This window comes from Paenibacillus sp. EKM10P, assembly GCF_011800655.1.
Classification (GTDB): Bacteria; Bacillota; Bacilli; order Paenibacillales; family Paenibacillaceae; genus Paenibacillus; species Paenibacillus polymyxa.
The window spans coordinates 191817-217221 of the sequence record NZ_JAALET010000003.1 but is presented as its reverse complement, the minus strand read 5'-3'; the positions used below and the strand labels follow the sequence as shown (position 1 = coordinate 217221).

Annotated in this window: 26 protein-coding genes; 16 read left to right on the top strand and 10 right to left on the bottom strand. The window is 46.5% G+C overall.

Going from position 1 to position 25405, the window contains the following annotated elements; all coding sequences use genetic code 11:
- The first annotated feature begins 85 nt into the window (after positions 1-85).
- The 6 genes from HFE01_RS10350 (at position 86) to HFE01_RS10325 (ending at position 7935) form a co-directional block, all read left to right on the top strand.
- Entirely contained in the window at positions 86-562 is a 477-nt protein-coding gene (locus HFE01_RS10350; protein WP_016822844.1) for a glutathione peroxidase, read from the top strand.
- Positions 563-953: 391 nt separating this feature from the next.
- A complete protein-coding gene (locus tag HFE01_RS10345) occupies positions 954-2315 on the top strand; it encodes an FAD-dependent oxidoreductase (protein ID WP_167437862.1) in 1362 nt (453 codons plus the stop codon).
- Positions 2316-2709: 394 nt separating this feature from the next.
- Positions 2710-3555, top strand: a complete 846-nt coding sequence (locus tag HFE01_RS10340; protein ID WP_016822847.1) for a formate/nitrite transporter family protein — start codon at positions 2710-2712, stop codon at positions 3553-3555.
- A 355-nt stretch (positions 3556-3910) separates the two neighbouring features.
- A complete protein-coding gene (locus tag HFE01_RS10335) occupies positions 3911-6043 on the top strand; it encodes a molybdopterin-containing oxidoreductase family protein (protein ID WP_025366030.1) in 2133 nt (710 codons plus the stop codon).
- 46 nt (positions 6044-6089) lie between these two features.
- Positions 6090-7337: an MFS transporter gene (locus HFE01_RS10330; RefSeq protein WP_019688840.1), complete on the top strand. Its 1248-nt coding sequence runs from the start codon at positions 6090-6092 to the stop codon at positions 7335-7337.
- A gap of 103 nt (positions 7338-7440) precedes the next feature.
- Complete coding sequence (locus HFE01_RS10325) at positions 7441-7935, top strand: GNAT family N-acetyltransferase (RefSeq protein WP_016822850.1); 495 nt, start codon at positions 7441-7443, stop codon at positions 7933-7935.
- Positions 7936-8040: 105 nt separating this feature from the next.
- On the opposite strand, the gene HFE01_RS10320 is transcribed toward HFE01_RS10325, so the two are convergent.
- On the bottom strand, positions 8041-8589 hold the full coding sequence (locus tag HFE01_RS10320) for a GNAT family N-acetyltransferase (RefSeq protein WP_013373475.1): 549 nt from the start codon (positions 8587-8589) through the stop codon (positions 8041-8043).
- Positions 8590-8673: 84 nt separating this feature from the next.
- Positions 8674-9399 carry a copper amine oxidase gene (locus HFE01_RS10315; RefSeq protein WP_167437861.1) on the bottom strand — a complete coding sequence of 242 codons (726 nt, stop codon included), beginning with the start codon at positions 9397-9399 and terminating at the stop codon, positions 8674-8676.
- A 206-nt stretch (positions 9400-9605) separates the two neighbouring features.
- On the opposite strand from HFE01_RS10315, the gene HFE01_RS10310 reads away from it, so the two are divergent.
- Positions 9606-11285, top strand: coding sequence for a glutamine--tRNA ligase/YqeY domain fusion protein (locus HFE01_RS10310; protein ID WP_025366028.1), 1680 nt, complete (start codon positions 9606-9608; stop codon positions 11283-11285).
- A 127-nt stretch (positions 11286-11412) separates the two neighbouring features.
- Here the strand turns inward: HFE01_RS10310 and HFE01_RS10305 are convergent, their stop codons facing one another.
- Positions 11413-12660 carry an MFS transporter gene (locus tag HFE01_RS10305; protein ID WP_016822853.1) on the bottom strand — a complete coding sequence of 416 codons (1248 nt, stop codon included), beginning with the start codon at positions 12658-12660 and terminating at the stop codon, positions 11413-11415.
- Between the two features lie 195 nt (positions 12661-12855).
- On the opposite strand from HFE01_RS10305, the gene mobA reads away from it, so the two are divergent.
- The gene (gene mobA / locus HFE01_RS10300) at positions 12856-13485 is read left to right on the top strand and encodes a molybdenum cofactor guanylyltransferase (protein ID WP_107733808.1); all 630 of its coding nucleotides are present in this window, start codon (positions 12856-12858) and stop codon (positions 13483-13485) included.
- Between the two features lie 46 nt (positions 13486-13531).
- Positions 13532-14146 (top strand): LysE/ArgO family amino acid transporter, encoded by a 615-nt coding sequence (locus tag HFE01_RS10295; protein ID WP_025366026.1) that lies wholly within the window; start codon positions 13532-13534, stop codon positions 14144-14146.
- An 11-nt stretch (positions 14147-14157) separates the two neighbouring features.
- On the opposite strand, the gene HFE01_RS10290 is transcribed toward HFE01_RS10295, so the two are convergent.
- Together HFE01_RS10290 and HFE01_RS10285 are read right to left on the bottom strand one after the other, a co-directional pair.
- Entirely contained in the window at positions 14158-14622 is a 465-nt protein-coding gene (locus HFE01_RS10290) for a DUF3592 domain-containing protein (protein ID WP_016822856.1), read from the bottom strand.
- 170 nt (positions 14623-14792) lie between these two features.
- Positions 14793-15254: a VOC family protein gene (locus HFE01_RS10285; RefSeq protein WP_016822857.1), complete on the bottom strand. Its 462-nt coding sequence runs from the start codon at positions 15252-15254 to the stop codon at positions 14793-14795.
- A 158-nt stretch (positions 15255-15412) separates the two neighbouring features.
- Between HFE01_RS10285 and HFE01_RS10280 the strand changes: the two genes are divergently transcribed.
- A complete protein-coding gene (locus HFE01_RS10280; protein ID WP_102997514.1) occupies positions 15413-15847 on the top strand; it encodes an Lrp/AsnC family transcriptional regulator in 435 nt (144 codons plus the stop codon).
- Positions 15848-15952: 105 nt separating this feature from the next.
- Here the strand turns inward: HFE01_RS10280 and HFE01_RS10275 are convergent, their stop codons facing one another.
- The 4 genes from HFE01_RS10275 to HFE01_RS10260 are packed head-to-tail and all read right to left on the bottom strand — an operon-like array spanning position 15953 to position 18195.
- A complete protein-coding gene (locus tag HFE01_RS10275) occupies positions 15953-16885 on the bottom strand; it encodes a 1-phosphofructokinase family hexose kinase (protein ID WP_102997515.1) in 933 nt (310 codons plus the stop codon).
- 14 nt (positions 16886-16899) lie between these two features.
- Positions 16900-17214 carry a DMT family transporter gene (locus HFE01_RS10270; protein ID WP_016822860.1) on the bottom strand — a complete coding sequence of 105 codons (315 nt, stop codon included), beginning with the start codon at positions 17212-17214 and terminating at the stop codon, positions 16900-16902.
- On the bottom strand, positions 17214-17555 hold the full coding sequence (locus tag HFE01_RS10265; RefSeq protein ID WP_016822861.1) for a DMT family transporter: 342 nt from the start codon (positions 17553-17555) through the stop codon (positions 17214-17216). Before HFE01_RS10265 ends, HFE01_RS10270 begins: the two co-directional genes overlap by 1 nt.
- A 46-nt stretch (positions 17556-17601) precedes the next feature.
- On the bottom strand, positions 17602-18195 hold the full coding sequence (locus HFE01_RS10260; RefSeq protein ID WP_013373463.1) for a TetR/AcrR family transcriptional regulator: 594 nt from the start codon (positions 18193-18195) through the stop codon (positions 17602-17604).
- A gap of 196 nt (positions 18196-18391) precedes the next feature.
- On the opposite strand from HFE01_RS10260, the gene cls reads away from it, so the two are divergent.
- Complete coding sequence (gene cls, locus HFE01_RS10255) at positions 18392-19903, top strand: cardiolipin synthase (RefSeq protein WP_017427147.1); 1512 nt, start codon at positions 18392-18394, stop codon at positions 19901-19903.
- A gap of 42 nt (positions 19904-19945) precedes the next feature.
- Here the strand turns inward: cls and HFE01_RS10250 are convergent, their stop codons facing one another.
- Positions 19946-21442: a phospholipase D family protein gene (locus HFE01_RS10250; RefSeq protein ID WP_167437860.1), complete on the bottom strand. Its 1497-nt coding sequence runs from the start codon at positions 21440-21442 to the stop codon at positions 19946-19948.
- A 233-nt stretch (positions 21443-21675) separates the two neighbouring features.
- Here HFE01_RS10250 and HFE01_RS10245 point away from each other — a divergent pair, with 233 nt between their 5' ends.
- The 5 genes from HFE01_RS10245 to HFE01_RS10225 all read left to right on the top strand — a co-directional run bounded on the left by HFE01_RS10245 (position 21676) and on the right by HFE01_RS10225 (position 25307).
- Complete coding sequence (locus HFE01_RS10245) at positions 21676-22101, top strand: DMT family transporter (RefSeq protein ID WP_167437859.1); 426 nt, start codon at positions 21676-21678, stop codon at positions 22099-22101.
- A gap of 56 nt (positions 22102-22157) precedes the next feature.
- Entirely contained in the window at positions 22158-22868 is a 711-nt protein-coding gene (locus tag HFE01_RS10240; protein ID WP_129550125.1) for a Crp/Fnr family transcriptional regulator, read from the top strand.
- Positions 22869-22919: 51 nt separating this feature from the next.
- Positions 22920-23411 (top strand): DMT family transporter, encoded by a 492-nt coding sequence (locus HFE01_RS10235; RefSeq protein ID WP_167437858.1) that lies wholly within the window; start codon positions 22920-22922, stop codon positions 23409-23411.
- A 307-nt stretch (positions 23412-23718) separates the two neighbouring features.
- Positions 23719-24819: a type 2 isopentenyl-diphosphate Delta-isomerase gene (fni, locus tag HFE01_RS10230; RefSeq protein WP_167437857.1), complete on the top strand. Its 1101-nt coding sequence runs from the start codon at positions 23719-23721 to the stop codon at positions 24817-24819.
- Positions 24816-25307, top strand: a complete 492-nt coding sequence (locus HFE01_RS10225; RefSeq protein ID WP_025675607.1) for a GNAT family N-acetyltransferase — start codon at positions 24816-24818, stop codon at positions 25305-25307. Before fni ends, HFE01_RS10225 begins: the two co-directional genes overlap by 4 nt.
- Positions 25308-25405 lie beyond the last annotated feature (98 nt).

Below are 25405 nucleotides of genomic sequence, written 5' to 3'. Positions count from 1 at the left end.
GGGTTTGTGAATATTGGCATGTCCGTCACGTTTTGGGTAAAATAGGTTGAGAACCTAAACCAAGCGACATGAAGGAGGATGCTATATGTCTGTCTATTCATATAATGCCGTAACACCAGCCAATCAGGAGGTTTCTCTGGAAACTTACACAGGTAAAGTGCTGGTTATTGCGAATACCGCTAGTAAGTGCGGACTTACCCCGCAATATGGGGATTTGCAAAAGCTTTATGACGAATATAAGGATCGGGGACTCGTTGTTTTAGGCTTCCCTTGCAACCAGTTTGGCGGTCAGGAGCCGGGCAGCAGCGAGGAAGCGGCTGAATTTTGCCAATTGAATTACGGGGTTAATTTCCCGGTATTCGCTAAAGTGGATGTGAACGGACCAGATACAGCCCCTCTGTTTGAATATTTGAAGAAGCAACAGCCTGGAGAACAGGAAGATGGTACAATTCAGTGGAATTTTACAAAATTCATTGTGAATCGGGAAGGTGTGCCTGTGGGACGCTTTGAGCCCAAGGAGTCACCGGAAGCGATGAAAACGGCCATTGAGCAGTTATTATAATAGCTTCGTGTAATTCCAAAGTATATGTGTAAACAAGGTCTGATTTCCGCTTGTCTTAGGGGAAACGGACCTTTTTTTATTCCCTACATACGCATTTGCCTAAAGATTGACGTATCGTGTGAAAGTCTGTTCCAGGAGCATAATCAAGAGGCAGGTAGGGAAAACTGAATGGAGCAAAAAAAGATTTCAGCAAACGGCTGAGTTCAGATATCCTTGCCTTTTAAAATGTGGACAAATTGTGAATATCATAAAAAGCTATTGTAATGTGAAAAATATCACACTATAATAAGCGCATGAAGTGAAATAAATCACAAGAAGCAACGAGTTATCTAAGTGAAAGTATTCACAATTATTATACATTTTATGCCCACACACCAAGGAGGAATTCAACATGAAAGTAGCAGTTATCGGATGTACACACGCAGGTACGGCAGCCATAGTCAACACAGCTAAGTGTTATCCGGATGCCGAAATTACGGTCTATGAGCGTAATGACAATATTTCATTTTTATCTTGTGGTATTGCACTGTATGTAGGTGGTGTCGTCAAAGATCCGCACGGATTGTTTTATTCGTCCCCAGATCAACTGGCTGATATGGGTGTAGTGACCAAGATGCTTCATGAGGTAACGAGTGTAGATACAGCGGGCAAGACGCTGCATGCACGTAATCTCCAAACAGGTGAGGAATTTACGGATACATTTGATAAATTGATTGTGACTACTGGATCGTGGCCAATTATTCCGAAGCTGGAAGGCATTGAACTTGATCATATTTTGCTCTGCAAAAACTATAATCATTCGAATGAAATCATTGAGAAAGCCCAGCACGTACAGAACATTACTGTCGTGGGAGCTGGATACATTGGTGTTGAGCTGGTAGAAGCTTTTCAAATGAACGGTAAGAACGTAACACTGATCGACAGTGCTGATCGTATATTGAATAAGTATTTAGACCATGAGTATACAGACCGGATTGAGAATTCCCTGAGAGAACATGGCATTAAGCTGGTACTTGGCGAGACAGTAAGTCGTTTTGAGGGGACTAACGGTAAAGTAAGTAAGGTCGTGACCTCCAAAGGAGAATATGAAACAGAGCTTGTTATACTCTGTATCGGTTTCCGACCTCAAACGGATCTGCTCAAAGGTCAGGTAGATATGTTGCCTAACGGTGCGATCATTGTGGACAATTATATGCAAAGTAGCTGCCCAGACGTGTTTGCAGCAGGCGACAGTTGTGCAATTCGTTATAATCCGACCGGCAAAACAGCTTATATCCCATTGGCGACCAATGCGGTTCGTATGGGTACGCTGGTGGCACGTAATCTGGTACAACCTACCATTGCCTACATGGGAACACAAGGAACCTCGGGTATCAAAATTTACGAAGACAATATTGCAGGAACAGGAATGACGGAAGCCGCAGCAACGGACGAGGGGATGACTGTAGAAGCTGTAACCATTGAGGACAGCTACCGTCCTGAGTTTATGCCAACTTCTGAAAAGGTGTTGCTGAAGGTTGTATATGAGCAGGAGACACGGAGAATTGTTGGGGCACAAATTATGTCGAAGGTCGATTTGACGCAATCCATTAACACCCTGTCTGTAGCCATTCAAAATCATATGACCATTGATCAGTTGGCCTTTGTCGATTTCTTCTTCCAGCCGCACTATAACAAGCCTTGGAATTTCCTGAACGCGGCAGGTTTGCAGGCATTGCCTACACTATCCGAACGGAACCCAGTTACTGTATAATCCGATTTGTCTGTGACATTGTTCATAAGTTTGTCAACAATCTGAAAGCGTACGGATGAATCCTTATAGTACAATATAGAGAGCATAAGGATTAGGGGGAGAAGTAGATAATGGGTTTGTTTTATATCCTTTTTCTTGTAGTTGTCGCAGCCATCGGTCTGGGCGGAGTACTTTGGTTCTTGAAAGCCGTTGAAAAGGAAGAATACAATTAAATGTAAAGCGCATAGCAGCGCAGTAGCAGTAGATGTAATAAAATAGAAAGACAGTCCTTTTTCGAGGGCTGTTTTTTTTTATAGCTGAGAAAGTGATTTTTTTCACAAACAAAATCACTGATTTTAAATAAAATATGAAAGAAGAATATTTTGTTTAAAAGATATTAAAGGAGCGGGGGCAGATGGCAAGCTATAAACCGGGGCAAATTGCCGAAAAGACGGTGGAAACAGGAGTGGCCAAGGCGAACAACCCGTGGACTGTGGCGGTGGTATTGGGATTTTTGGCAGGTGCATTTATTGCACTCGGGTTTTTGCTGGATATACGCGTTATTGCAAGTGCACCTAAAGAATGGGGAAGCATTGCTACCTTTATTGGAGCTGCGGTGTTCCCTGTAGGTCTGGTGTTAGTTTTGATAGCTGGTGGGGAATTGCTGACCGGCAATATGATGGCAGTCCCTTTGGCGAGATGGGCAGGACGAATTAAGACAGGAGCCATGCTTCGTAATTTGGCAATTATTACGCTCAGTAATTTTGCAGGTGCATTATTTGTTGCGTTTTTCTTTGGGCATGTTCTAGGCTTGACCGAAACGGGTCCTTACCTGGATAAAGTGGTGGATATGGCAGGACATAAGCTGCATGAAAGCTTTTTGCAGTCTTTTATATCAGGTATAGGATGTAACTGGCTCGTAGCACTGGCTGTATGGATGGCATATAGCACAGACTCTATCGGCGGCAAAATTATGGGAATTTGGTTCCCGACCATGGCCTTTGTTGCTATTGGATTCCAGCACGTTGTTGCCAATATGTTTCTCATTCCGGCGGCTATATTTGCAGGTCATTTTTCGTGGGCAGAGTATGTTATGAATTTCATTCCGGTCTGGTTGGGGAATTTGGTAGGAGGCAGTCTGTTTGTGGCTGGAGCCTACTGGCTGGCCTATCTGAAAAAAACTCAAGCTAACACACATTCCGTGAATGAACCTCAAACTACTTCTTCAGTTACATCCAAGCCGTTGAGTGATCATGCATAATCACGTTACTTTATGAAGCAATAAACAAAGCAAATCCGCCATGACAGGCCCGGGGGAACGAAACCTGTCATGGCGGATTTTTTTGGGAGTGGTCCATGATTTGGCATGGAGGATGAGTGTGCTCTCGTCCATAATGCCTTGATCTCTTTTACCCTGGGTATGTAATGATGAAACAGAATGATAAAAAAATAATTATACTTTTTAAAATCCGTTTTGCTCTATGCAGCAGGCGGATTTTTTTATATTTTGGAGAACTGCTGTGTGGTAAAATCCTTCTCTTGCCATAGGCCAAAGCTGTAGATATGATAAGAACAGTGTAATTTTTGGAAACGGTAACGGAAAGGAGCATTTAACCATGGATCATCGCAATAGCGCGCCTCTTGAGGCCACACTTCAACAAAATCTACAAAGAGGACAGCGGATGACGGAGCAGCAGAATGGTATTTTTCCGGCTGTATGCCCGTTGGATTGCCCGGATACGTGTGGGCTCCTGCTTCACAAGGAAGATGGAAAGATAGTCAAGGTGACTGGTAATCCGGATCATCCCATTACCAAAGGGGCTATATGCAACAAAGTCCGCAATATGACCGAGCGCGTATATGATCCGGATCGGGTGCTTTATCCGTTGAAGCGTGTAGGTGCCAAAGGGGAAGGGAAATTTGAACGAATTAGCTGGGAGGAAGCGGTCGATACCATTACAGGTCGGTTCAAGGAGCTGATACGTACGGATGGACCGGAATCCATACTCCCCTACAGCTTTTATGGCAATATGGGCGTATTGAGTGTGGATGGAATGGATCGTCGCTTTTTCAATGCACTGGGTTCAAGCCAGCTGGATCAGACGATTTGTAGCGTGGCTGGGAATGAAGGCTGGGCATCCGTTATGGGGTTTAAGGGCGGCACGAGCCCGGAGGATACAGAAGATGCAGATCTCATTATTGTATGGGGTGGAAATGTCATAAGCACCAACATGCATCAGGTCGTATTGGCTGAGAAAGCACGTAAAAAAGGTGCTAAGGTGGTCGTAATTGATGTTCATCGCAACCGGACGGCGCAATGGGCGGATTGGTTCATTCCATTATATCCGGGTACGGATACGGCGCTTGCGCTGGGGGTTATGCATGTACTGTTTGATCAGGGACTGACAGACGACGAATTTTTACATCGCTATACTGTAGGTCACGAGGAACTGCGCGAGCATGTTAAGACCTATACACCAGAGCGGGTTTCGCGGATTACCGGCGTGCCGAAAGAGGATATTATCCGTTTGGCGGAAATGTACGGAAAGGCGCGAGCGGCCTATATCAATATTGGAAATGGGCTTCAGCACCATGATAATGGCGGTATGAACGTACGCGCAGTTACATGCTTGCCTGCACTCACTGGACAATGGTTGAAGCACGGCGGAGGAGCGTCGCGCTCCAATGGCGCTTATGCCAAGATTAACAGCGCCCATCTGGAGCGTCCTGATCTGCGACAGAACCCGGATGCCCGGGTGATCAACATGAACCGGATTGGAGAGGCGCTGCTACAGAAGGAACAGCCGATTAAGGCGTTATTCGTATATTGTAGTAATCCGGTAGTTGTAGCACCCGATTCGCAACGGGTAACGGAGGGATTTGAACGAGAGGATCTGTTTACGGTTGTTCATGACCTGTTCCTTACTGATACGGCCTGCTATGCAGATATTGTGCTGCCTGCTGCGTCTTCTTTTGAAGGAACAGATCTATACAAATCGTACTGGCACCACTATATCCAGATGCAGAAGCCTGTTATTGATCCGTTAGGTGAAAGCAAAAGCAATTATGAGCTATTTAGCCTGCTCGGACAGGCAATGGGCTTTGATGAAGCTGTCTTTACGGAAAGTGAAGAGGATATGATCGCAGGCGCGCTTGATAATCCAACGAACCCTTATCTCAATGGTGTAACCTTGGATGCCTTAACAAAGTCGCCTTTTGTAAAGCTCGATATGACGCCAAAGGCTACTTATTTGGAGCGTTTAACTACGCCTTCAGGCAAGATAGAGTTGTATTCGGAAAAGATGAAACAAGCAGGTCTGCCTGCATTGCCCTCCTATGTACCGCTGGTCGAAGGGTATGACGGAGAGCATCGGCCGCAAGCGGATGATCGTTTTCCATTGATGTTTGTTTCACCGCCAAACCATAATTTTTTGAATTCTACATTTGCTAATTTGCCCAAACATCAGCGCTTGGAACGGGAGCCCTTGCTGCAAATTCACCCGGAGGATGCTCAGGCAAGAGACATCGCAGATGGTGACCTGGTTACCGTCTGGAATGACAGGGGAATGTATGAATTGAAAGCCAAGGTCACCGATCTGATGCTGCCCGGCACGGTGATTAGCCAAGGATTATGGTGGAAAGGCAAAGGACGCAGACAGCGCGCCAATGCGTTAACCTCTGACCGGCTGTCGGATATGGGGCAGGGGGCTACTTTTTTCTCAACGGTGGTGAATGTGAAGCGCCAATGAGAAACTGCCTTTCATGGCGCCAGGTGCAAAAGGAGAAGCAAAACATATGAAATGGTTGGAGTCTTATCCGAAAGAAGTAAAAGTATTTCTCATTGCCAGCCTGATTAATTCCGCCGGAAGTTCCCTCATGTGGCCGCTCGTTAGCATGTATGTATTTGACGAACTGAACCGTAGTATGGAAGACGCGGGAATTGCAATTTTAGTGCAGTCTTTAGGCGGAATTTTTGGTCAAGTGCTGGGCGGGGCCCTTTATCATCGTATTGGAGCCAAGCAACTGATTGTCGGCTCACTGGCCATGAATGCGTTGGGACTTCTCTCGCTTCCATTTACCAGTGGTCATTGGGTGGCTTTTGTCATCATGATGGGCTTTATCGGCTTTTTTAATGTGGTATCTGTGCCTGCGATTCAGGCCTTTGTAGGTTTTCGTTTTGCTGACCGGCGTGGAGAGCTGTTTAATATCATTTATGTCGCGAACAATATTGGGGTGGCACTCGGAACGGGACTGAGCGGCGTTCTGGCCGACCTTTCCTATCAGCTCAGCTTTGTGATGAACGGGGTGACTTCTGCGGTATTTGCTGGATTCTTCTGGTCTTATCTAAGCAGGGTAGATCGGGAAGAGGGAGAAGTTCAGCTCAGCAAGTCTGTGATGAAAAAAGAAGAAATACCCGCTCGGTTGCTGTTTCGTGATACCAGGCTGTATCTCTTTGTGGGGTTAGGCTCGCTTTTTTTATGGTTCGGCAATTCGATCTGGAATACGGGAGTCTCTCCCCATATTATTGAACAGGGCTTGCCTAAAACGATGTATGGATTATTATGGACGTTGAATGGTATTCTCATTTTTGCCGCACAACCTATTATTTTCTGGATCAAACGGCTGTACGCTCATCACGCTTCTGCGCAAATGACATGGGCTGGAGGATTTTATTTGGCAGCTTATATTGTCATACTGGGCACACAGAACTATACTGGGATGATATTCGCTATGGTACTGGCGACTCTGGGAGAAATGCTGATTGCACCTGCGGTTCCAGCATTCCTGTCTGATCATGGAGGTCGGGGCGCACCCTTTTACATTGGACTTGTGGGGGGCATTGGTGCAGCCGGACGGGTGATGGGACCTTATTTTATGGGGAAGTTGTATGATGGCGGTGGGTTACCTCCTACACTTTGGCTGGCAGCGGGCGTAGCGGTGTTGTCGATTCTATTTTTCGTCCTGCATAGCTGGTTGAATCGTTACCGTCACAATATGGGTGATTTTGATACTTCTTCCAAGGTGGACGTTCCCAGTTCTTAAGTCCTAATAAAAGTTCAGTAATGAGCTGCGATTATGGTACAATAAGTGACGAATGGTTGCAGTTATTGCTCAGGAAAGCCTTCACAGGAAGGATTGAAAGGAATTGTTTACAAGTCAACCCTTGACGATACGTCATTCGGAGATGAAGGATGCTCCTGATCTGATTGCGCTGGATGAATTGGTATGGAATGAACGCACGGCTCCTGCTTCGCTGTCATGGAAGTCGCGCGGAGAGTTTCTGCGCAATACGCCTCCAGGCTCTCAACTGGTCGCCATCGAACAGGAAGTGCTCTGCGGGTATATTGGATTTCGTCCTCCAACGCTGTTGGCTAGTAATTGTCATGTACTCGAAATAAATATAGCTGTGCGTCCAGACTATCATCGCAAAGGTATTGGGACGGCGCTCATGAACTCCATGAAGGAGATTGCGGCTGCGGAGGGCATACGCAAGTTAAGTTTGCGTGTACTCTCCTGTAACACGGAAGCCCTTATGTTTTATGAAAAATGTGGTTTTGCAATTGAAGGGCGACTGCATGAGGAGTTTTATATCGCAGGTCAATTTGTGGATGATGTTCTAATGGCCTATTTCTTAAAATAGACCGGAGGATACAGACAGGCAGCAACATTCGGTTGTAATGTCCAGCTCATAATCAACAACGCCGCAGACCTGATCAGGCCTGCGGCGTTGTTGTGCAGTACAAGGCTATCGAAGTTGCTTCCATTCATTCTGGAGCATACCATACACTGCGTGGTTCATATAGCCATCTGGCAGCAACTCAGCTTCGCGTACAATGCCTTCGAGCACAAAGCCCAGTCGTTCTGGAATACCGCGGCTGCGGCGGTTTGTCGTTGCACAACGGATTTCGACCCGATGCAAGTCCAACTCCATCAACGCATATTCGACGAATACGCGGCAGGCACTGGTCATGAGACCCTGTCCTTCGTAACCGTGCCCAAGCCAGTATCCGATGCTAACCGAACGGTGAGCCCAATTGATCTCATGGTAGCTGATGATGCCAGCAAGCTCGTTGTCTATCCAAATTCCAGCGGTCAGGCTACCGTTCTCTGCGGCTTGTTTCAAGGCGCCTTGCACGAACTGCTCTGTATGGCTGATTTCCGTGGTGGAGTCTACCCATGGAAGCCATTGACGCAGACGGTCACGGGACATTTCGATCAGCTCAAACAGAGGCTGCACATGCTCCTTGGTGAGCGGCCGAAGGACTGTGCGTTCGTCCAACGCATATGTAAACATGATTAATCCCCTCTTTCACTCGGAAAATCGCTAAACCAGCCAGTCTAGCATTTAATCCCATGCTACCTTATTCTGCGAGAGTCGTCAAAAGGGAGAGGAAGCTTCAAATTTTATAGGTCCCACCCGGAACCGCCCCTGCTCGTATACATATTTCAGATCCAAATCCCCTACAAATTCGCTTGGCGATACGCTACCGGATAGAGTGGCATGGAGTGGGAATTGTTCGGCGTCATACATTACAACAGAGCTAAAATCGAGATGCTTTGTAAACTGGGCTGGATCATCGTAAAATACAGACGCTTTGAGGTCCATCGTGTGTGTAGTACCGTCAATCATAACAGCGATATGTACCTGGCGGTTGTGGTCACGCAGCTCCACGGAGCTGTGTACTCGCTGGGATATAGCATTTGCTGCTGATTCAATGGCATATTCCTCCATTGTTTGTACGTTAACAATATGCAACTCCTGCAATTCCACACCCGTTCCCGAGGCACGCGTGAGAATGACAACGGCTTCACGGATCCCGTCTTCGTTTACATCTCTGTAAAATAACTGTGGTGCGGTGGAAATATCCGCCGAGCCCGACCACTGGAATGTGCGGCGCTGCTGGCCAATTTCCAGTACGGCTGAATGAAAGAGCCCCTGAGACGGGCTCACGGCATATAAGCGGACAGATGAGTCTTCTGGCGCGCTGGCCAGCGGATGAGATAATGCAGTTTCGGTCACCATGCTTGAAGAAGGATGATCGGTAGTCATAACGGAAGAGGACAGTAGCATAGACAGCAGGATGACGATCAACAGCTTAAACACGGGTGGGTCTCCTTTTCCGGTAAAATAAAAGATATATACACTATAACGAATTTATTTGCCGAAAATGTTAACTCTTTTTCATAACTTGCATCTTTTTTTGCTGAAGAGAGCATCCCGATTTTCATTTTATTGAGTTATGCGGTGTGAAAGGGTATATTTAAGGGAACAGGTTGTATACAGATTATACGGAAGAAAGGTTGATTAGTGTGGAGAAGCCGATTACTCCCCCCAATTTTATTAAAAATGTTATTGAAGAGGATTTACGTACGGGTAAGGTCAAGGAGGTTGTTACACGCTTTCCACCTGAACCCAACGGATATTTGCATATTGGACATGCTAAAGCCATCTGGATCAATTTCTCGTTGGGAGATGAATTCGGAGGACGCACGAACCTGCGTTTTGATGACACCAATCCGGCGAAGGAAGACACGGAATACGTGAACTCCATTCAGGAGGACGTGAAGTGGCTTGGTTATGAATGGGAAGAAAAACATTTTGCTTCCAATTACTTTGAAGAGATGTACAAGCGTGCTATCCTGCTGATCCAAAAGGGGAAAGCCTACGTAGATGACCAAAGTGCGGACCAAATCCGTGAAACGCGCGGAACACTGACAGAACCGGGACAAAACAGCCCCTATCGGGATCGCAGTGTGGAAGACAATCTGAAGCTGTTTGAAGAGATGCGTGCAGGCAAATACCAGAATGGTGAGAAGGTGCTGCGTGCCAAGATTGATATGGCTTCGCCAAACATCAATTTGCGTGACCCAGTTATTTACCGCATTTCACACACGGCCCATCACAATACAGGCGATACCTGGTGCATCTATCCGATGTATTCCTATGCTCATCCGCTGGAAGATGCAATTGAGGGCGTAACGCATTCGCTGTGCTCGCTGGAGTTCGAAGATCAACGCCCACTGTACGATTGGGTTGTAGCTGAATGCGAGATGGAAAACGTACCTCATCAATACGAATTTGGACGGCTAAATCTAGCTCAAACGGTAACCAGCAAACGTAAGCTCAAGCTCCTGGTTGATGAAAAACACGTAGACGGTTGGGATGATCCACGGATGCCGACCATTTCCGGTTTGCGTCGTCGCGGCTATACGCCAGAGGCCATTCGCAGCTTCGTATATGAGACAGGCATTTCCAAAGCCTACGGAGTCATTGATTTGCAGGTGCTGGAGCATTTTGCACGTGAGGATTTGAAGCTTAAGGCTCCTCGTACGATGGCAGTTATAGATCCGTTGAAGGTGGTCATTACGAACTATCCTGAAGGACAAGTGGAAATGCTGGAGGCGGAGAACAATACAGAAAATCCGGAGCTTGGAACACGCCAAATTCCGTTTTCTCGTGAGATTTATATTGAGCGTGAGGATTTCATGGAGAATCCGCCGAGCAAATACTTCCGTTTGTTCCCTGGTAATGAGGTGCGTCTCAAACATGCTTACTTCATTAAATGCAACGATGTCATTAAGGATGCGGACGGTCATGTAACGGAGATTCACTGTACCTATGATATAGAAACCAAGAGTGGATCGGGCTTTACGGGACGTAAAGTGAAAGGTACAATCCATTGGGTTGAGGCTACTCAGGCTGTTCCGGCTGAATTCCGTTTGTATGAGCCATTGATTAACGCAGAGGAACCAGAGGTGCTGGAAGAGGATGGATCGGAAAAAACATTCCTTGATCAATTAAATCCGAACTCTTTGGAAATTGCTCATGGCTATGTGGAGCGGAATATGAAAGAAGCACAATCGCAGGACAAGTTCCAATTTTTCCGTCATGGTTATTTCAGTGTAGATCCGAAGCTTTCCAAACCGGGTGAGCCTGTATTTAACCGTGTGGTATCATTGAAAAGCTCTTTCCAATTGCCTAAGCAATAAGACGTTGGAAACAGTGGGACGGATGGTTGCTTCATGCGACCAAGTGAAAAAGGAGTCTGCCAACGGCAGACTCCTTTATTTTACGCACAACCGTTCTTCAGAACATGTCCATTGACTTGAAGACACTCTATTGTCGTTGTGGTGCTTCTTCTATTGGTTTATGCTCGCCTGGTTTGTGCTCGCCGCCATGCCCTGGCTGGTAGCCGTTCTTGTACAGCATATACCACATGATAGCGAATCCCGCAGAGCCCAGCAGGGCGAAGAAGACACCTGCATGGTACATCATTTCACCGCCGAAGTTCTGGAATAGCCAACCGCCAGCAAAACCTGCTACGATACCGGATATACCACTCCAAGTCAAGGTATATACGGCCTGTCCGGATGATCGGTATGCTGCAGGAGTGAACAGGACGGTTAACTGGGTGCCTACATAGAAATATCCACCGAAGGTGACACAATGAAGTGCCTGAATGAACACAATCTGGATCGGGTCTGTAGCCAGCGCCATGAGTTCCCAACGTAAGGCAAACAGCAAACTGACGAGTGCCAAACAGCCGACCATCACGGTCATTTTTTTCCTCAAGAAGCGATCAAACAGTAAAAAGACAATAATTTCGAATACCGATGACATAAAAACGGCAAAACCAAGCATCAGCTTGGACCCACCCAGTTCGGTGATGTACAAGGACATAAAGGCGCCGTTGATTGAATTAGGAATTGATACAAGGATGCCTAACAAAATGAAGGATATGAAATATCCGTTTAATATAATACTGCCAAAGCCACGCAAATGAATGGTTGCCGTCTCCACAGTGCTTTTCAGTGGTGGAATTGCCAAAGTGCAGATCAATGCAGCCAGAAGAAGTATCGTAAAGATAGTCGATATACTGGATACTCCTGTGTGGTCAACAACGATGCCGGCAACTGCCGCAGTCACAGCCCAACCGAAGGAACCCCATATGCGAAATGAACCAAATTTCCGGTCCGTGCCCTCAATATAACTGAGAATCAGGGTATTGCTTTGGGCAAATAACGGGCTTTGAAAAAAGTAAAAGCCAATCATCGACACATAAATCATGACATACGTGTGAACATGAAATAAAGCTTGGAGCAGTAACAGTGTACCTATAATCATAAATAGTAGGATACGTCGGAGATTTCGGCTGCGGTCGCTTGTATATCCCCAGAAAGGATTCGCGAATACAGATACAAAAGGTCCGATGGCCATCAGACTCCCGATTTCCAGCTTGTCCATGCCGATATCTTGTAGATACAACGGAAAGAAGCTGGAGAAAATGACCATAGCTCCATATAGAAAAAAGTTATATAGCTTTAGGGAATATAGGGGAGTCTCTTGAATTTCTCTCTTTTGCAAGACAAGCCATTCCTTTCTTAGCCCGATAGAGAACTACGCACCGATGTCGATCTGTGGGAATGTTCTTTATTCCAATGTATCATGTGTTGAAAGGGTTAACAAACCAATAAAATTACAATTATGTAAATTTCAATTTTGTCCAAAATTCCATATGCATATTTGTGATTGTTTTTAGAAAAAAAGGAGGAGTTTTCCGTGGAAGTGACTGGTATTATCATCGCAGGAGGACGTTCCAGCCGAATGGGACAGGATAAGGCCCTGCTTGAGATTGAGGGAGCTACTATGCTTGAACGGACATTTATTACCTTACAGCAGGCGGTCCAACGGGTGGTAGTAGTCACTCGTGACGATCAAGAATATGGACTGAGCGGTATTGAGACTATATCTGATATCTATCCGGGTATGGGACCCTTGAGTGGTATTCATGCAGGCTTATCTGCATCTACTACCGAATGGGGAATAGTCGTGGCCTGTGATATGCCTTTTGTACAGCTGGAAGTGCTGCAAGCCTTGCTCGTTTTAACTGAAAAGTGGGCGGCACCCAAAGAAGCAGCGGAATCACCACTGCAAGCGGTAATTGCTTCTGTGGCTGGACGTATGCATCCTTTGCTGGGAGTGTATCATCGGAGCATACTGCCATCTGCTGAGGAACGTTTGCGGAATAAACGGCTCCGTCTCACCGAATGGTTGGAAACGTTGAATGTTCGTTATGCCACTATAGAGGACATGCCGGGAGTGACAGAGAATATGTGGCACAATGCCGTGTTCAACATGAACAAACCTCAGGATTACAAGCTTGTGTTAGAGCAGTTCCGGAAGGATTAGAAGCATTTAGAGAATATTAAGCAATGAATTTGGGGGAGTACATAACATGCTGGAAGCTATTATTCATGCCGTTTTATTGGCATTGGGATTGATTTTGCCTTTAGGGGTACAAAATGTATTTGTGTTTAATCAGGGGGCGTCCCAGTCGCGGTTTCGCAATGCCTTGCCTGCGGTCATTACAGCGGGTATCTGTGACACCATTCTGATCACGCTTGCTGTTGGGGGTGTATCCCTTGTTTTGCAGCAATTTCTATGGCTCACGAATGTGCTTTATGCGGCGGGCTGTTTGTTTTTGCTGTATATGGCTTGGACTCTTTGGAGGTCCAAGGCTGCTTCCTCGGGAGAAAGCCAGCCGATGCTGCCGAAACGCCAGATGATTTTTGCTGCCTCGGTATCGCTACTGAATCCACATGCCATACTTGACACGGTTGGTGTAATTGGAACCAGCTCCCTTCAATATAACGGCGGGGAACGTTGGGCCTTCGGTCTGGCTGCCGTGTCAGTATCGTGGATATGGTTTGTGGGTCTGGCAACGGCGGGCCGGCTTGTAGGACGTATGGATTCAGAAGGAAAGTTTGGTACTATGCTCAACAAAATATCGGCACTGATTATTTTGGGTCTGGCTATTTATATGGCGATAACTTTTATGACTAGTATGTGACCCAAGCCTTGTTAGAAGAAAAATTTCAATAAAGCGAATACCCCGCTCAAAGCAAAGGGGACACCGATCAAAAACAACATAAAGGCCAGACAGCCTGCACCATTTACACCGCCAGCAATTCGGGCGTCCCGAGGGTTGGCCGGATTGTATAGTACCTTAATCTTGCTGCCAACCCGGTTGAGGCTGAGATTGGTACTATAAGGATTCCAGAATTCCACGACTTCACCTGAAGCGGTATAGAAGCGTACCTTTAATCGGCGGGTGTAGCTGGTATCTACCGGATCATCACGGTCAAAGGGAACGACATCTATGTCTACTTCGATATGCGCGTCAACGATTTGCCCTTTGGTACGGACCCAGTGGCGTTTACGATAACGGTGGCGACGGATCGTTCTGAATCCGAAATAGATGAGCAGCAGACCGATCAAGCTGAACAACGGCATGAGCAGATCGGAGCTAAAATGAAACCAGTACACATTGAAATCAATTGAAATGATAATCTACTCCTTCAAACCAAGTGATAAACAATATATCGGATATACTTAGGAATAGCTTAATTTTTCCATAGAGAATAAGGTGGAGATGAATGGAGTATAAAAAAAGATCCGCTTCCCTGGGAAGTGGATCTTTTTAATAGCTGTGCGGATTACTTCTTGCTCGATTGGGACATGTCAAAATCAACATCTTCGATAAATTCGATAACTTCACCATTAGGGCTGTGGACTAATGCATTGGTTACAACTAGAGGTGGTTCGCCAAGTGTAAGCTGATTGGGTTCCACAAAGGTTCTTGCTCCGTGGACAAGGGCTTTTTGGTATATTTCATCCACATTGTCTACGTAAAATGCGAGGTGTAATAAAGCCCCATGAGCAATGTCCTGCTCGGATGCAGCCTTTTTCCCTTGGGCAGGAATGACGGCATCGTTATCAAAGATCTCGAGACAGGTTCTTTGGTCAGGTGAGATCAGCATGGAAGCTTCTTGAATCCGAAAGGATGGAAGACTCCAGTGATGTCCTCTTTTAAATCCCAGTACTTCGGTATAAAATGCAATGGTTGCTTGATAATCACGGGCTTGGATGGCCACATGAGCTAGTCCCTTCACACTCATTTCAGATCCTCCTTATATGTAAGTAAACCTTATTATATGAATAATTATGTGCTACATATATATTTAAAATAAGCTTTTTATACTATATTGGTTATGAAACCGAAGATATTTTAGATGAAAAACGTTACTTTTTAAATTCGAATCAGGAGGTACTTGATATGCAGCATCACATAGACGAGATAGACTACAAAATCATGAAATTGTTACAGCATGATGCGCGAATAACGATTTCCCAAATCAGCAAAGAAATTTCGATGTCACAACCGTCCGTTAAAGAAAGAATGACCAAGCTCGAAGAACGAGGGATTATTTCTGGATATAATGCTGTATTTAATTTACGGGAACTGAATCGAGGGACAACAACGTTTATTCTGGTCAAGACAGAACATTGCCAAGAGCTGATTGATTTTTGTAAGGAGGCGAAGGAGGTTACCGATTTGTTTCGCATCAGCGGGGAATTTAATTATCTCATTAAGGTACAAAGCGCGTCTGTAGAGGAAATTGCAGAGTTTCAGGATTCGCTAGTCAAGCTGGGACCTTCGAAATCGCATATTTGTATGAAAAATATACTGGAAAACAGAGTTTTGTTGTAAGTCATCCGGCAACGCATATTTGGAGCATAAATCATTCAGAAAGCTATTATTCGTAACATTAAATTAAGCAAATAATTGGATGAAATAAAAAAAAGTGACGCTGAATTACACCAGCGTCACCGTAATTCCTTGCTTCAGACATTCCACGTCCTGAAGCTCGATCTTGCCAGCCATGGCGTGCAGAGCAGCCGCCGTGCCGCAGGCCGCTCCCTGCCGTAGCATGGCAGGGAGCTCCAGCCCCGCCACCGCGCCGCTAACCAGCCCGGCGACCATGGCGTCACCGCTGCCGAGCGCGCTGACAATGTCCGCGTCCGGCAGGCTTACGCGGTAGCGTGCATCGCGCGTTACCGCTAGCGCCCCGCGTGCGCCGAGCGAGATGACTGCCAACTGAGCTCCGGCTTCCAGCAGCTGTGATGCCGCCGCTTCAGCGGCATCTGGGCGCGTGGCGTCGATCCCCGCGAAGCGGGCGGCCTCTTCCTCGTTAGGCTTTACGAGGTCGGGCTTCCCGCGCAGCCCCAAGCGCAGCGCTTCGCCGCTCGCGTCCAGCGCCACGCGCGCGCCGCGTTCCTTTGCCAGCGTGCACAGCTCGGCATACAGATCGGACGGGCAGCCGGGTGGCAGGCTGCCGGAGAGAACGACCCAAGCCGAATCCTCGGCAAGGGTCGCGATTTTGCGCCGCAGTGCGGCTAGTTCAAGCGGCCCAACGGTCGGGCCGCTCTCAATCAGCTCGGTCTGCGTGCGGGCAGCCGGGTCGAGCACGGTTATGGCGAGACGGGTTTCCCCGTATGCCGTTTCGATGAAATCGGCGCTTACGCCCTCCGCGCTCAACCCGTCGATGAGCAGCCGTCCGGTATGTCCAGCTACAAACCCGGTCGCCCGTACAGGCTGACCTAGCGTGCGAATGACACGAGCGGCATTCACGCCCTTGCCGCCTGGTACCGTTAAGCCCCCTTCAATGCGGTGGACGGCATTCAGTCCAAAACCTGCAACCGTGTAGATTTTATCCACTGCTGCGTTAAGCGTTACGGTGGTAATCACAAGGCATCACTCCTTTAAGAAATCAGCTTTAAGCCCAATGCTGCGGCAAGAATCATGGCGATGAATAAAACACGCAGTACGCTTTTTTGCTCACCATACAAGAACATGCCTGTAATCGTACTGCCGACGGTTCCAATGCCTGTCCATACGGCATAAGAAGTTCCCATCGGCAAACTTTTCATGGCGAAGCTGAGCAGAGAGAAGCTAAGAATAAAGGATAAAATCATAAGTGCTAAAGCCTTCCACCCTTTACCGACCGTAACTCCCTTCATGCCGATGACTCCAAGCACTTCCGAGCAGCCCGCGATAACCAATGCAATCCAAGCCATTATGCACCACTCCCTTCCTGAGCATCACGATCGGTAACTAACTTCAAGCCGATCACACCTGCTAGCAAAAGGGCGATTAGCAGCGTTTTGGACCATTGAAACGGTTCCCCGAAAAGCAGCATTTCACCTACGACGGTTCCCCCTGTCCCCAGTCCGGTAAATACAGCATACACCGTGCCTACAGGCAGACGCTTTGCAGCCTTCATGATTAAATAAAAGCTGGCCACCACAGCCAGCACAGTTACAGCCCAGGTGAGTACAGAATCTGCATGCTTCAAGCCTGATACCCATACGACCTCAATCAGGCCTCCAACAAAAACGTAAATCCAACTGCGATTCATGATGAATTTCTCCTCAATTCAGTATAATTTTACAATTACATTAACTTCACCTTTCACGAGGTGAAGTTAACGTAATTCCACGCCAAAAAATAGGCCATGCAGCGTTTAGCCTTCGGTGGTAGTTGGTGCTTCCGCTGTACAGCAGCTCTACCATGATTCCATCCACCAGCGTCATGTAGGCTAAGGCCACATCCGCTGGCTTCATATGTCCAAAGGGTTCCCGATCCCGTACATTTCGGAGGCGACGAGTTAATTTTCGCTCCATTTGTTCCAGAAAAGGATTCACAATATTCAGTACCTCGTTATATAAAGATACAGGCGGAAAAAAGGAAAAACGAAGCATAAACTTGGCTGAGTTGTTGCCCTCATATTCCTGTTCCATCCAGAACAAGAAATTATGCAGTGTATGCTCCAGCGACTGTTCTTTGCGTTCCGTAAAGTATTCAAAAATACGTAAATTCTGCTCTTGAAACGCGTAACTTGCCACCTGCAAAAACAAATCCTCCTTACCCTGAAAATGCGCATATATAGACGGTTTTCGGATTCCAACCTCGGCGGCAATACTGCTCAAGGATGCTCCCTCATACCCATTGGCGGCAAATTGGAAAAGAGCGGCCTTTCGAATCTCTTCCATTCCCATTATCATCACCTACCTAACGTTCGTTAGTTTATTTTCACATGAAAAAAAGTAAGTGTCAACCCATCGACATTTCATTATGTACTCTGGATTTTTTTATTCAACATTTAAATAAAAAAGTGGGAAGAAATAAGGGGCTCATGTACAATATAATGAGGAATACCTGTTCAAATGCAGTCCATTGGAAGTGAGGTTAGTTATGAGGCGAAGCTTACTGGCCGTATTGATCGCGGCTATGGTGTTTATTATTTATTATTTTGGCTTGTTTAATTACATCGGTAAAAATGAAGGAACTGTCATCAGTATTTTCTCTACCTTGACGGTTATTTCCATAAGTCTGATTATTTTCACGGAGAATCGTAATCCTTCCACCACCATGTCATGGATTTTGCTGCTGGCGTTGTTGCCAGTCGTTGGACTTCCTCTTTATTTTTTATTTGGGCAAAATGTATTCAAGCGCCGTAAGTATGACAAAAAGGCATTGCGTGACCAACAGGCGTATGAGCGTATCGAAAAGGATGCTTTGCGGGTCAAACGAGATCTGACCTGCTTTACAGATGAGCAGCAGCAGTTAATGCGCCTGGCCCGGAGATTGGCCCGCTCCCCGATTTATTTTGCGACAGAAACCCAGATTCTGAATAATGGAGATGAAACCTTCTCCACGCTGCTCGAAGAACTGCGCAAGGCGCAGCATCATATCCATATGGAATATTACATTTTCCGCTCGGATGATATCGGTACCAGCATTCAGAAAATTTTGATTGAAAAGGCTAAAGCGGGTGTTAAGGTTCGGTTTATGTACGATGCAGTCGGTAGTATTCAGTTATCGAAGGCATTTTTGAAGGAAATGAAAGATGCAGGAGTCGAGGTTGTTGCATACGGCGGCGCTCGGATTTTGTTCTTCTCCAGTCGGGTAAACTACCGTAATCACCGTAAAATTGTAGTTATCGACGGTAATATTGGATTAATCGGTGGCCTAAATGTGGGAGATGAGTATCTCAGCCGCAATAAAGCCTACGGCTTTTGGCGTGACACACATATGATTGTGAAAGGCGAAGCTGTGCGGACGCTGCAACTTATATTTTTACAGGATTGGCTTCATATGACGGGCGAATCGGTGCTGGATAGCGAATATCTGTCTCCCGATATTGAACCGATCACGGACGGCGGCGTACAGATTATTGCCAGCGGTCCAGATAACGAGCGGAGAGTGCTTAAAAATCTCTTTTTCTCCATGATTACATCCGCTCGAAAATCCGTCTGGATTGCCACTCCTTATTTTATCCCGGATGAAGATATCCTGACTGCTTTGCGGATGGCTGCTCTATCCGGGTTGGATGTGCGTATTCTGTTCCCCGCGAAACCGGATAAATGGCTGCCTTTTCTCGCATCCCATTCGTACTTCCAATCGTTGCTAGAGGTGGGAGTCAAGGTATATGAATATGAAAAAGGGTTCCTTCACTCCAAGCTTCTCATTATTGACGGGGAAGTTGCGACTATTGGGACAGCCAATATGGATATGCGCAGCTTCCATTTGAATTTTGAAGTGAACGCTCTGTTGATTCAAACACACAGTGTGCAGCAGATGGTGAACGACTATGAGCGAGATTTGCACAATGCCAGCTTGATCGTACGTGAGGAATTCATGAAAAAGCGTCTGTTCAAACGTTTGATGGAATCGCTCGCTCGGCTGCTTTCACCACTGCTGTAATGTACAAACGATGAGCTGTGGATATGGAAGCAGATCTTAGAGTCAAAATGTAGTAAAGCCCAAAATATCCTGGAGACGGTATACAATATCTTTCCAAAATGTTGAATGATCCTCGTAAGCCGCCAGCTCCAGGCTGTATTCAGCTCCCCGGTTATTCCACAGCTTATCAAAATAGGCCGCCACCTGTCGGGTCAGCTTGCTGTCCGCCCGAGCGGCCACCCACAGTTCATTCTCCAGATTCAAATCATCCAAATTACGGGGGGTCAAATTGGTAGAGCCACCCCAAATCAAATGCTCTCCTTGTGCCTTGGCAATATAAATCAGCTTCGTATGGAATTGCTCATGGGTAGTATGATACCAACGAATTTGAATGTTTCCATCCGATTTATCGGACAACTCTTGGGCAACCGGACGATTAGGTATGCCTATTTTTTCCTGACCAAACGCGTTTTCATTGGGGTCCAGCAGCAATTGGATATTCACACCGCGCGCCGAGGCATCCAACAGGCTATTCAATACTTTGCGGTCAGCTAAATAAAACATGCCCATATGAATGCTGTCACCTTGCTTCGTATGCTTAATGCCATTCAAAATGGAGGTATACACTTTGCCTTCAGTGAGATATTTGATCCGGTAGCTGTCCTTACCTGATGGGACTAGGGGCTTTGCTTGAGGTGTGTAGACAGGAAGTTGCCCTCCGCCCGAGAAGTCCAATACCGCCTGCTCTGTTTGTAAAATATCTCCGATGATCGGCCCCTTCACCTCTAGGGCAACATTGGAATGATAGGCACTTGCATCGTGAACATTGCCTGTAGAAATGAGAGCAGTTTGCTCGTTGATAACCAATTTTCGGTGATTGGCTTTGACGTTTAACAGCTTTAAATAAGAGCGAGCCGTAACGTCAGGTCCGTCACTGGCCATCAGATTGGGAATCCAGCCTGTGCCATGCTGCCCGAACCACTGGAAAAAGGTACGCCACACCGCTGAATAGATAGGCGTGGAGTCCCGCAACGGGTCTACATCGGTCTGTACGACCTGAATTCCTACTTGCTTCATATTCTCCAACAAAGGATTGGGAGCAGAATTATAGTTGGTATTGACTTCATCTGTAATGAAAAAGATAGGCATCTCAGGATAAGCTTTCTTTTTGGCGATAAGATGATTAGTCATTTGTGCGCTAACTTCGGGGAAGTGCTGGCCTTTATGTTTATAATCGTTGAACAGAAACAGGTCAATGACGATAAATTGCTGGGCTTCATCAATGATTCCGAGCATACGATTCAAAATTTGCCCTTCATGTTGTACAGTACTTCCATCCCCGGTAGGGTAGGTCAAATCCGTCCAAAAGTTTACCTCATTCGTTGAATACTCCTGACTCTCATAAGAGACGAACGGAGGCAATGGTTTATGGGTTTGATACAGCATGACGGCAATCAGCCAGAGGATAAGCAGCAGAATAGCGATTTTAAGAGCACGGCCCTTGTACATGAATTTTCTTTGGGATTCCGGCGCAGAATGCAGCGGATTTTGTTTAGTCATACGACGATCAGCTCCTCCATTGAATGCTGCATTCCATTTTATCGTGACCGAACATGCAGATTATGATATAGATACTGTCTAATTATTACCGCAAGTCCACAGGATTGAAGCGGAATGCTGAACGGAATGAAATGAAGAACGTTTTATTAATTGAGGACATATGTCCTTTATAGGCAGGCTGACCTATACTTAAATATATACAAAAGTCATTTATATGGGGAGAATAACGATTTATGAGAGGAATCTTGTTTGCTTTTCTGGGAGGCGCTTGTATTACGTTACAGGGGGTAGCAAATACACGGATTAGCCAGGATATCGGGACATGGCAGGCGGCTACCGTTACTCAGCTAATAGGTTTTATTTTGGCAGCATTAGTTTGGATGTTTACAAAGGATGGCCGTGTGTCTGAAATGAAACAGGTAAAGCCGATGTATCTTTGGGGTGGTGCTTTTGCGGCTATCATTATATTTAGTGAAGTCACCGCCATTCAACATATTGGGGTTACGTTCACGATCTCGGCGCTGTTGATTGCTCAGTTATGCTTAACGTTTCTGGTAGACATCAAGGGATGGTTTGGCATCGTGAAGCAAAAGATGAAGCTGCCACAATTTATAGGTATTGGTATGATGATCGCGGGTGTCATTATTCTAAAGCTCTAAAATAAAACATTATTATAGAAAAAGCTTAGAACGTAGAATTGAAGGTGAGCTGAGGAATGAGGGAAATACAGGATCAAGAGCAGCTAAAGTATTTTTTGCATCTGCATCAGTTGGAATCCATACTCTACGAGCCACTACATCCCTATTTGTCGCTGTATCGTTTGGAGCAAGGGGAAAAACTCTGTTCGCAGGGAGACGCCATTGAACATCTGTATATTCTGGTGCAGGGCAAGGTCAAAATTTTTACCAGCTCTACAGAAGGGAAGACTCTGATCCTTTGCTTCAAAACCCCGATCGAGGTCATAGGAGATGTTGAATATATTCGTAATAGTCACGTCATCAATACAGTAGAGGCAGTGTCGCCGATCTATGTGATTGGTGTCCATCACCAATGGATGAATAAGTACGGCAGAGATTATGCTCCTTTGCTGCAATTTCTATTGGATATTGTCACGCGAAAGTTTTGTCTAGACTCTGATTTCTCCAGTTTCAACCTTATGTATCCGGTGGAAGTCAGGCTGGCGAGCTACCTGCTATCGGTTTCTTTTGACGAATCCAATTCAGCCTTTCATGAGGAACTACGGGCATCCAGTCTGGTGGATGTGGCGAATTTGATCGGAACCAGTTACAGACACCTTAACCGTGTCATTCGCAAAATGATTGAAGAGGGATTGGTTGAACGGGCAAAAGGCTATATTGTCATTAAGGACAGAAAAGGTTTGAGTGAACTGGCAGGCCATAATATTTATGAATCGTTGCAATCATAGTGCTTTGAAGTAGAGCAGCACAATAAAGGGACTATCAAGGGAGAGGTAAACATGTTATTAGGGCTCATATTGGCAGTTATCGCAGGTGCTTTGGTCAGTCTGCAAACGATATTCAATAATAAGGTGAATGAGCGGACAGGTTCATGGGCCACAACGACATTGGTACTGGGAACGGGCTTCTTGGCTTCCTTGCTCGGGAGTCTTATTTTTGAAGGGAAAAATACATTTGCTTTACATCATATGCAGCTATGGTATTGGTTCAGTGGCATGATTGGTGTTGGCGTTGTGTTCTGTTTGGTGCAAGGAATGAAGCGACTGGGCCCAACCTATGCGATTTCCATCGTATTGACGGCACAATTAGGTACCGCTCTGTTGTGGGATTCGTTAGGATGGCTGGGATTAGAAAAGATTCCGTTTACCTTCAATAAGTTGATCGGTGTAATCGTCATTATTGGCGGTATTCTCGTTTTCAAATTTGGACATGGGCGGACGAAGGAGCCACAAGAAAATATTACACCTATACCTAATTCGATGAAGAGCTAAAGGAGGTTGTGATGACCTTTATCCTGCTGTGATTGGGGTCCCGCTTTCGCAGGGGCATTTTGTAGAAAAGCTGCATCTTAAGCAGGTGCTGCTTTTCATCCCATAGGCAAGAAAAAATGTTCACAGTCATGTATATATTTTTCCATCCATGATACAATGAAAATATCTTAAAATAGTGCTTTAAGGGCTTAGATATTTGATATATGAGACGATAAATAGATCGGTTACCGTGTTCGGGAACGGTCTTATTTGTGCTTCATGAACCTGATGGAATAAACAGAGTGACTTTGGATGAGGTGGAACATAGATGAGTAATACAGAAAATAAAAAGGGATTATCTGACGGCTCAGACAGATCCGGTTCTTTGTTACCTGCCGCACGGACAGGTGAACGGAAGATTGAGCATGTCCGCCTTTGTCTGCAAGAAGATGTGGCCGGACATGGGGTCACCACCGGACTGGAGCGCTATGCTTTTAAGCACTGCGCTTTGCCTGAGCTGCATTTTGACGAGGTGCGTCTGGATACAACTTTTATGGGACGCGCTGTACGGACACCGCTGCTCATCAGTTCTATGACTGGCGGCAGCGCGGAGACGGGAGCGATTAATGAGCGATTGGCAGAGACCGCAGAAAGACGCGGCTGGGCGTTGGGCGTCGGCTCTGTACGAGCTGCGGTGGAAAAAGAGGAATTGGCTTCAACCTTTGCGGTCCGCCATCTAGCGCCCAGCATCCCGATCCTTGCCAATCTGGGAGCAGTGCAGCTCAACTACGGATTTGGTGTGGACGATTGCCAACGTGCAGTGGAAATTGCCGGAGCGGATATGTTGGTGCTGCACTTGAACGGATTGCAGGAGATATTCCAACCGGAAGGGAATTTGGATTTTAGCGGACTGCTTGATCGCATCAAAGAGTTGTGTCGTCGTCTTTCGGTGCCTGTAGGCGTGAAGGAAGTAGGCTGGGGCATAGATGGCGAGACGGCATCGAGATTGTACGATGCAGGCGCCGCTTTTATTGATCTGGCTGGTGCGGGCGGGACAAGCTGGAGCCAGGTGGAGAAATTTCGTAATCCTGATCCTGTACGCCGTGCAGCGGCAGAGGCATTTGCGGATTGGGGCAATTCGACCGCTGATTGTATCGTGGAGGTTAGAGCAGCTCAGCCTAATGGCACTCTGATCGGTAGCGGTGGACTGAAAAACGGTGTCGATGCTGCGAAGGCACTTGCTTTGGGCGCCGACATGGCAGGCTTCGGTCGCTCTTTGCTTGGCTCGGCGGTCACCTCCAGCGAGGCGTTGGAAGCGCGATTGGAGCAAGTAGAGCTGGAATTGCGCACAGTCATGTTTGGCATCGGAGTTGCTGGGATCGAAGGTCTTAAAGACACGACCAGACTAAGAAAGAAGGCGAACGGATGAGTGGATTCATTAAGTTGGTTCCGATGAACGCAGAGCAGTATGAACGCTTTGAGCAACGCTCACTCGCGGATTATGCGGAGGAGAAAATCCAGGCAGGCACGTGGACGGTGGAAGAGGCACCGGAACGGGCAAAGGAGAGCTTTGCAACATATTTGCCGCAAAGGCTAGACACACCCCATGCTCACCTGTACATGCTTGAGTATTCAGCTAGTGCGGGTCAGGGCCGAGAGGAAGTGGGATATATCTGGTTCAATATTACAGAAGGTACGCAGGGCAAAGAGGCCTTTTTGCTGGATATTCTCGTTTACGATTCATATCAGGGGCAAGGCCTGGGTACGTTGACGATGCAGGCGTTGGAACAAGAAGCTCGGAAGCTGGGTGCGGTTCGCATCGGTCTGCATGTATTTGGGCATAATGAGCGGGCTTTACATGTATATCGCAAGTCTGGTTATCGGGTTACGGATATCCAGATGAGCAAGGAAATCTAAATAAAGAAATCTAAATAGGGATGCGGCAAAACCCTAAATTCACAGTCATATGCTTGCCGCATGTATAGGTTCTCCTATATAATGTGGGTTGGTAAACT

What these genes read in the sequence shown, in the direction of transcription:
- HFE01_RS10350 (WP_016822844.1), top strand. Translation starts at nt 86, where the DNA reads ATGTCTGTCTATTCATATAATGCCGTAACACCAGCCAATCAGGAGGTT.
- HFE01_RS10345 (WP_167437862.1), top strand. Translation starts at nt 954, where the DNA reads ATGAAAGTAGCAGTTATCGGATGTACACACGCAGGTACGGCAGCCATA.
- HFE01_RS10340 (WP_016822847.1), top strand. Translation starts at nt 2,710, where the DNA reads ATGGCAAGCTATAAACCGGGGCAAATTGCCGAAAAGACGGTGGAAACA.
- HFE01_RS10335 (WP_025366030.1), top strand. Translation starts at nt 3,911, where the DNA reads ATGGATCATCGCAATAGCGCGCCTCTTGAGGCCACACTTCAACAAAAT.
- HFE01_RS10330 (WP_019688840.1), top strand. Translation starts at nt 6,090, where the DNA reads ATGAAATGGTTGGAGTCTTATCCGAAAGAAGTAAAAGTATTTCTCATT.
- HFE01_RS10320 (WP_013373475.1), bottom strand. Translation starts at nt 8,589, where the DNA reads ATGTTTACATATGCGTTGGACGAACGCACAGTCCTTCGGCCGCTCACC.
- HFE01_RS10295 (WP_025366026.1), top strand. Translation starts at nt 13,532, where the DNA reads ATGCTGGAAGCTATTATTCATGCCGTTTTATTGGCATTGGGATTGATT.
- HFE01_RS10285 (WP_016822857.1), bottom strand. Translation starts at nt 15,254, where the DNA reads ATGAGTGTGAAGGGACTAGCTCATGTGGCCATCCAAGCCCGTGATTAT.
- HFE01_RS10280 (WP_102997514.1), top strand. Translation starts at nt 15,413, where the DNA reads ATGCAGCATCACATAGACGAGATAGACTACAAAATCATGAAATTGTTA.
- HFE01_RS10270 (WP_016822860.1), bottom strand. Translation starts at nt 17,214, where the DNA reads ATGGCTTGGATTGCATTGGTTATCGCGGGCTGCTCGGAAGTGCTTGGA.
- HFE01_RS10265 (WP_016822861.1), bottom strand. Translation starts at nt 17,555, where the DNA reads ATGAATCGCAGTTGGATTTACGTTTTTGTTGGAGGCCTGATTGAGGTC.
- HFE01_RS10260 (WP_013373463.1), bottom strand. Translation starts at nt 18,195, where the DNA reads ATGGGAATGGAAGAGATTCGAAAGGCCGCTCTTTTCCAATTTGCCGCC.
- cls (WP_017427147.1), top strand. Translation starts at nt 18,392, where the DNA reads ATGAGGCGAAGCTTACTGGCCGTATTGATCGCGGCTATGGTGTTTATT.
- HFE01_RS10250 (WP_167437860.1), bottom strand. Translation starts at nt 21,442, where the DNA reads ATGACTAAACAAAATCCGCTGCATTCTGCGCCGGAATCCCAAAGAAAA.
- HFE01_RS10245 (WP_167437859.1), top strand. Translation starts at nt 21,676, where the DNA reads ATGAGAGGAATCTTGTTTGCTTTTCTGGGAGGCGCTTGTATTACGTTA.
- HFE01_RS10240 (WP_129550125.1), top strand. Translation starts at nt 22,158, where the DNA reads ATGAGGGAAATACAGGATCAAGAGCAGCTAAAGTATTTTTTGCATCTG.
- HFE01_RS10235 (WP_167437858.1), top strand. Translation starts at nt 22,920, where the DNA reads ATGTTATTAGGGCTCATATTGGCAGTTATCGCAGGTGCTTTGGTCAGT.
- fni (WP_167437857.1), top strand. Translation starts at nt 23,719, where the DNA reads ATGAGTAATACAGAAAATAAAAAGGGATTATCTGACGGCTCAGACAGA.
- HFE01_RS10225 (WP_025675607.1), top strand. Translation starts at nt 24,816, where the DNA reads ATGAGTGGATTCATTAAGTTGGTTCCGATGAACGCAGAGCAGTATGAA.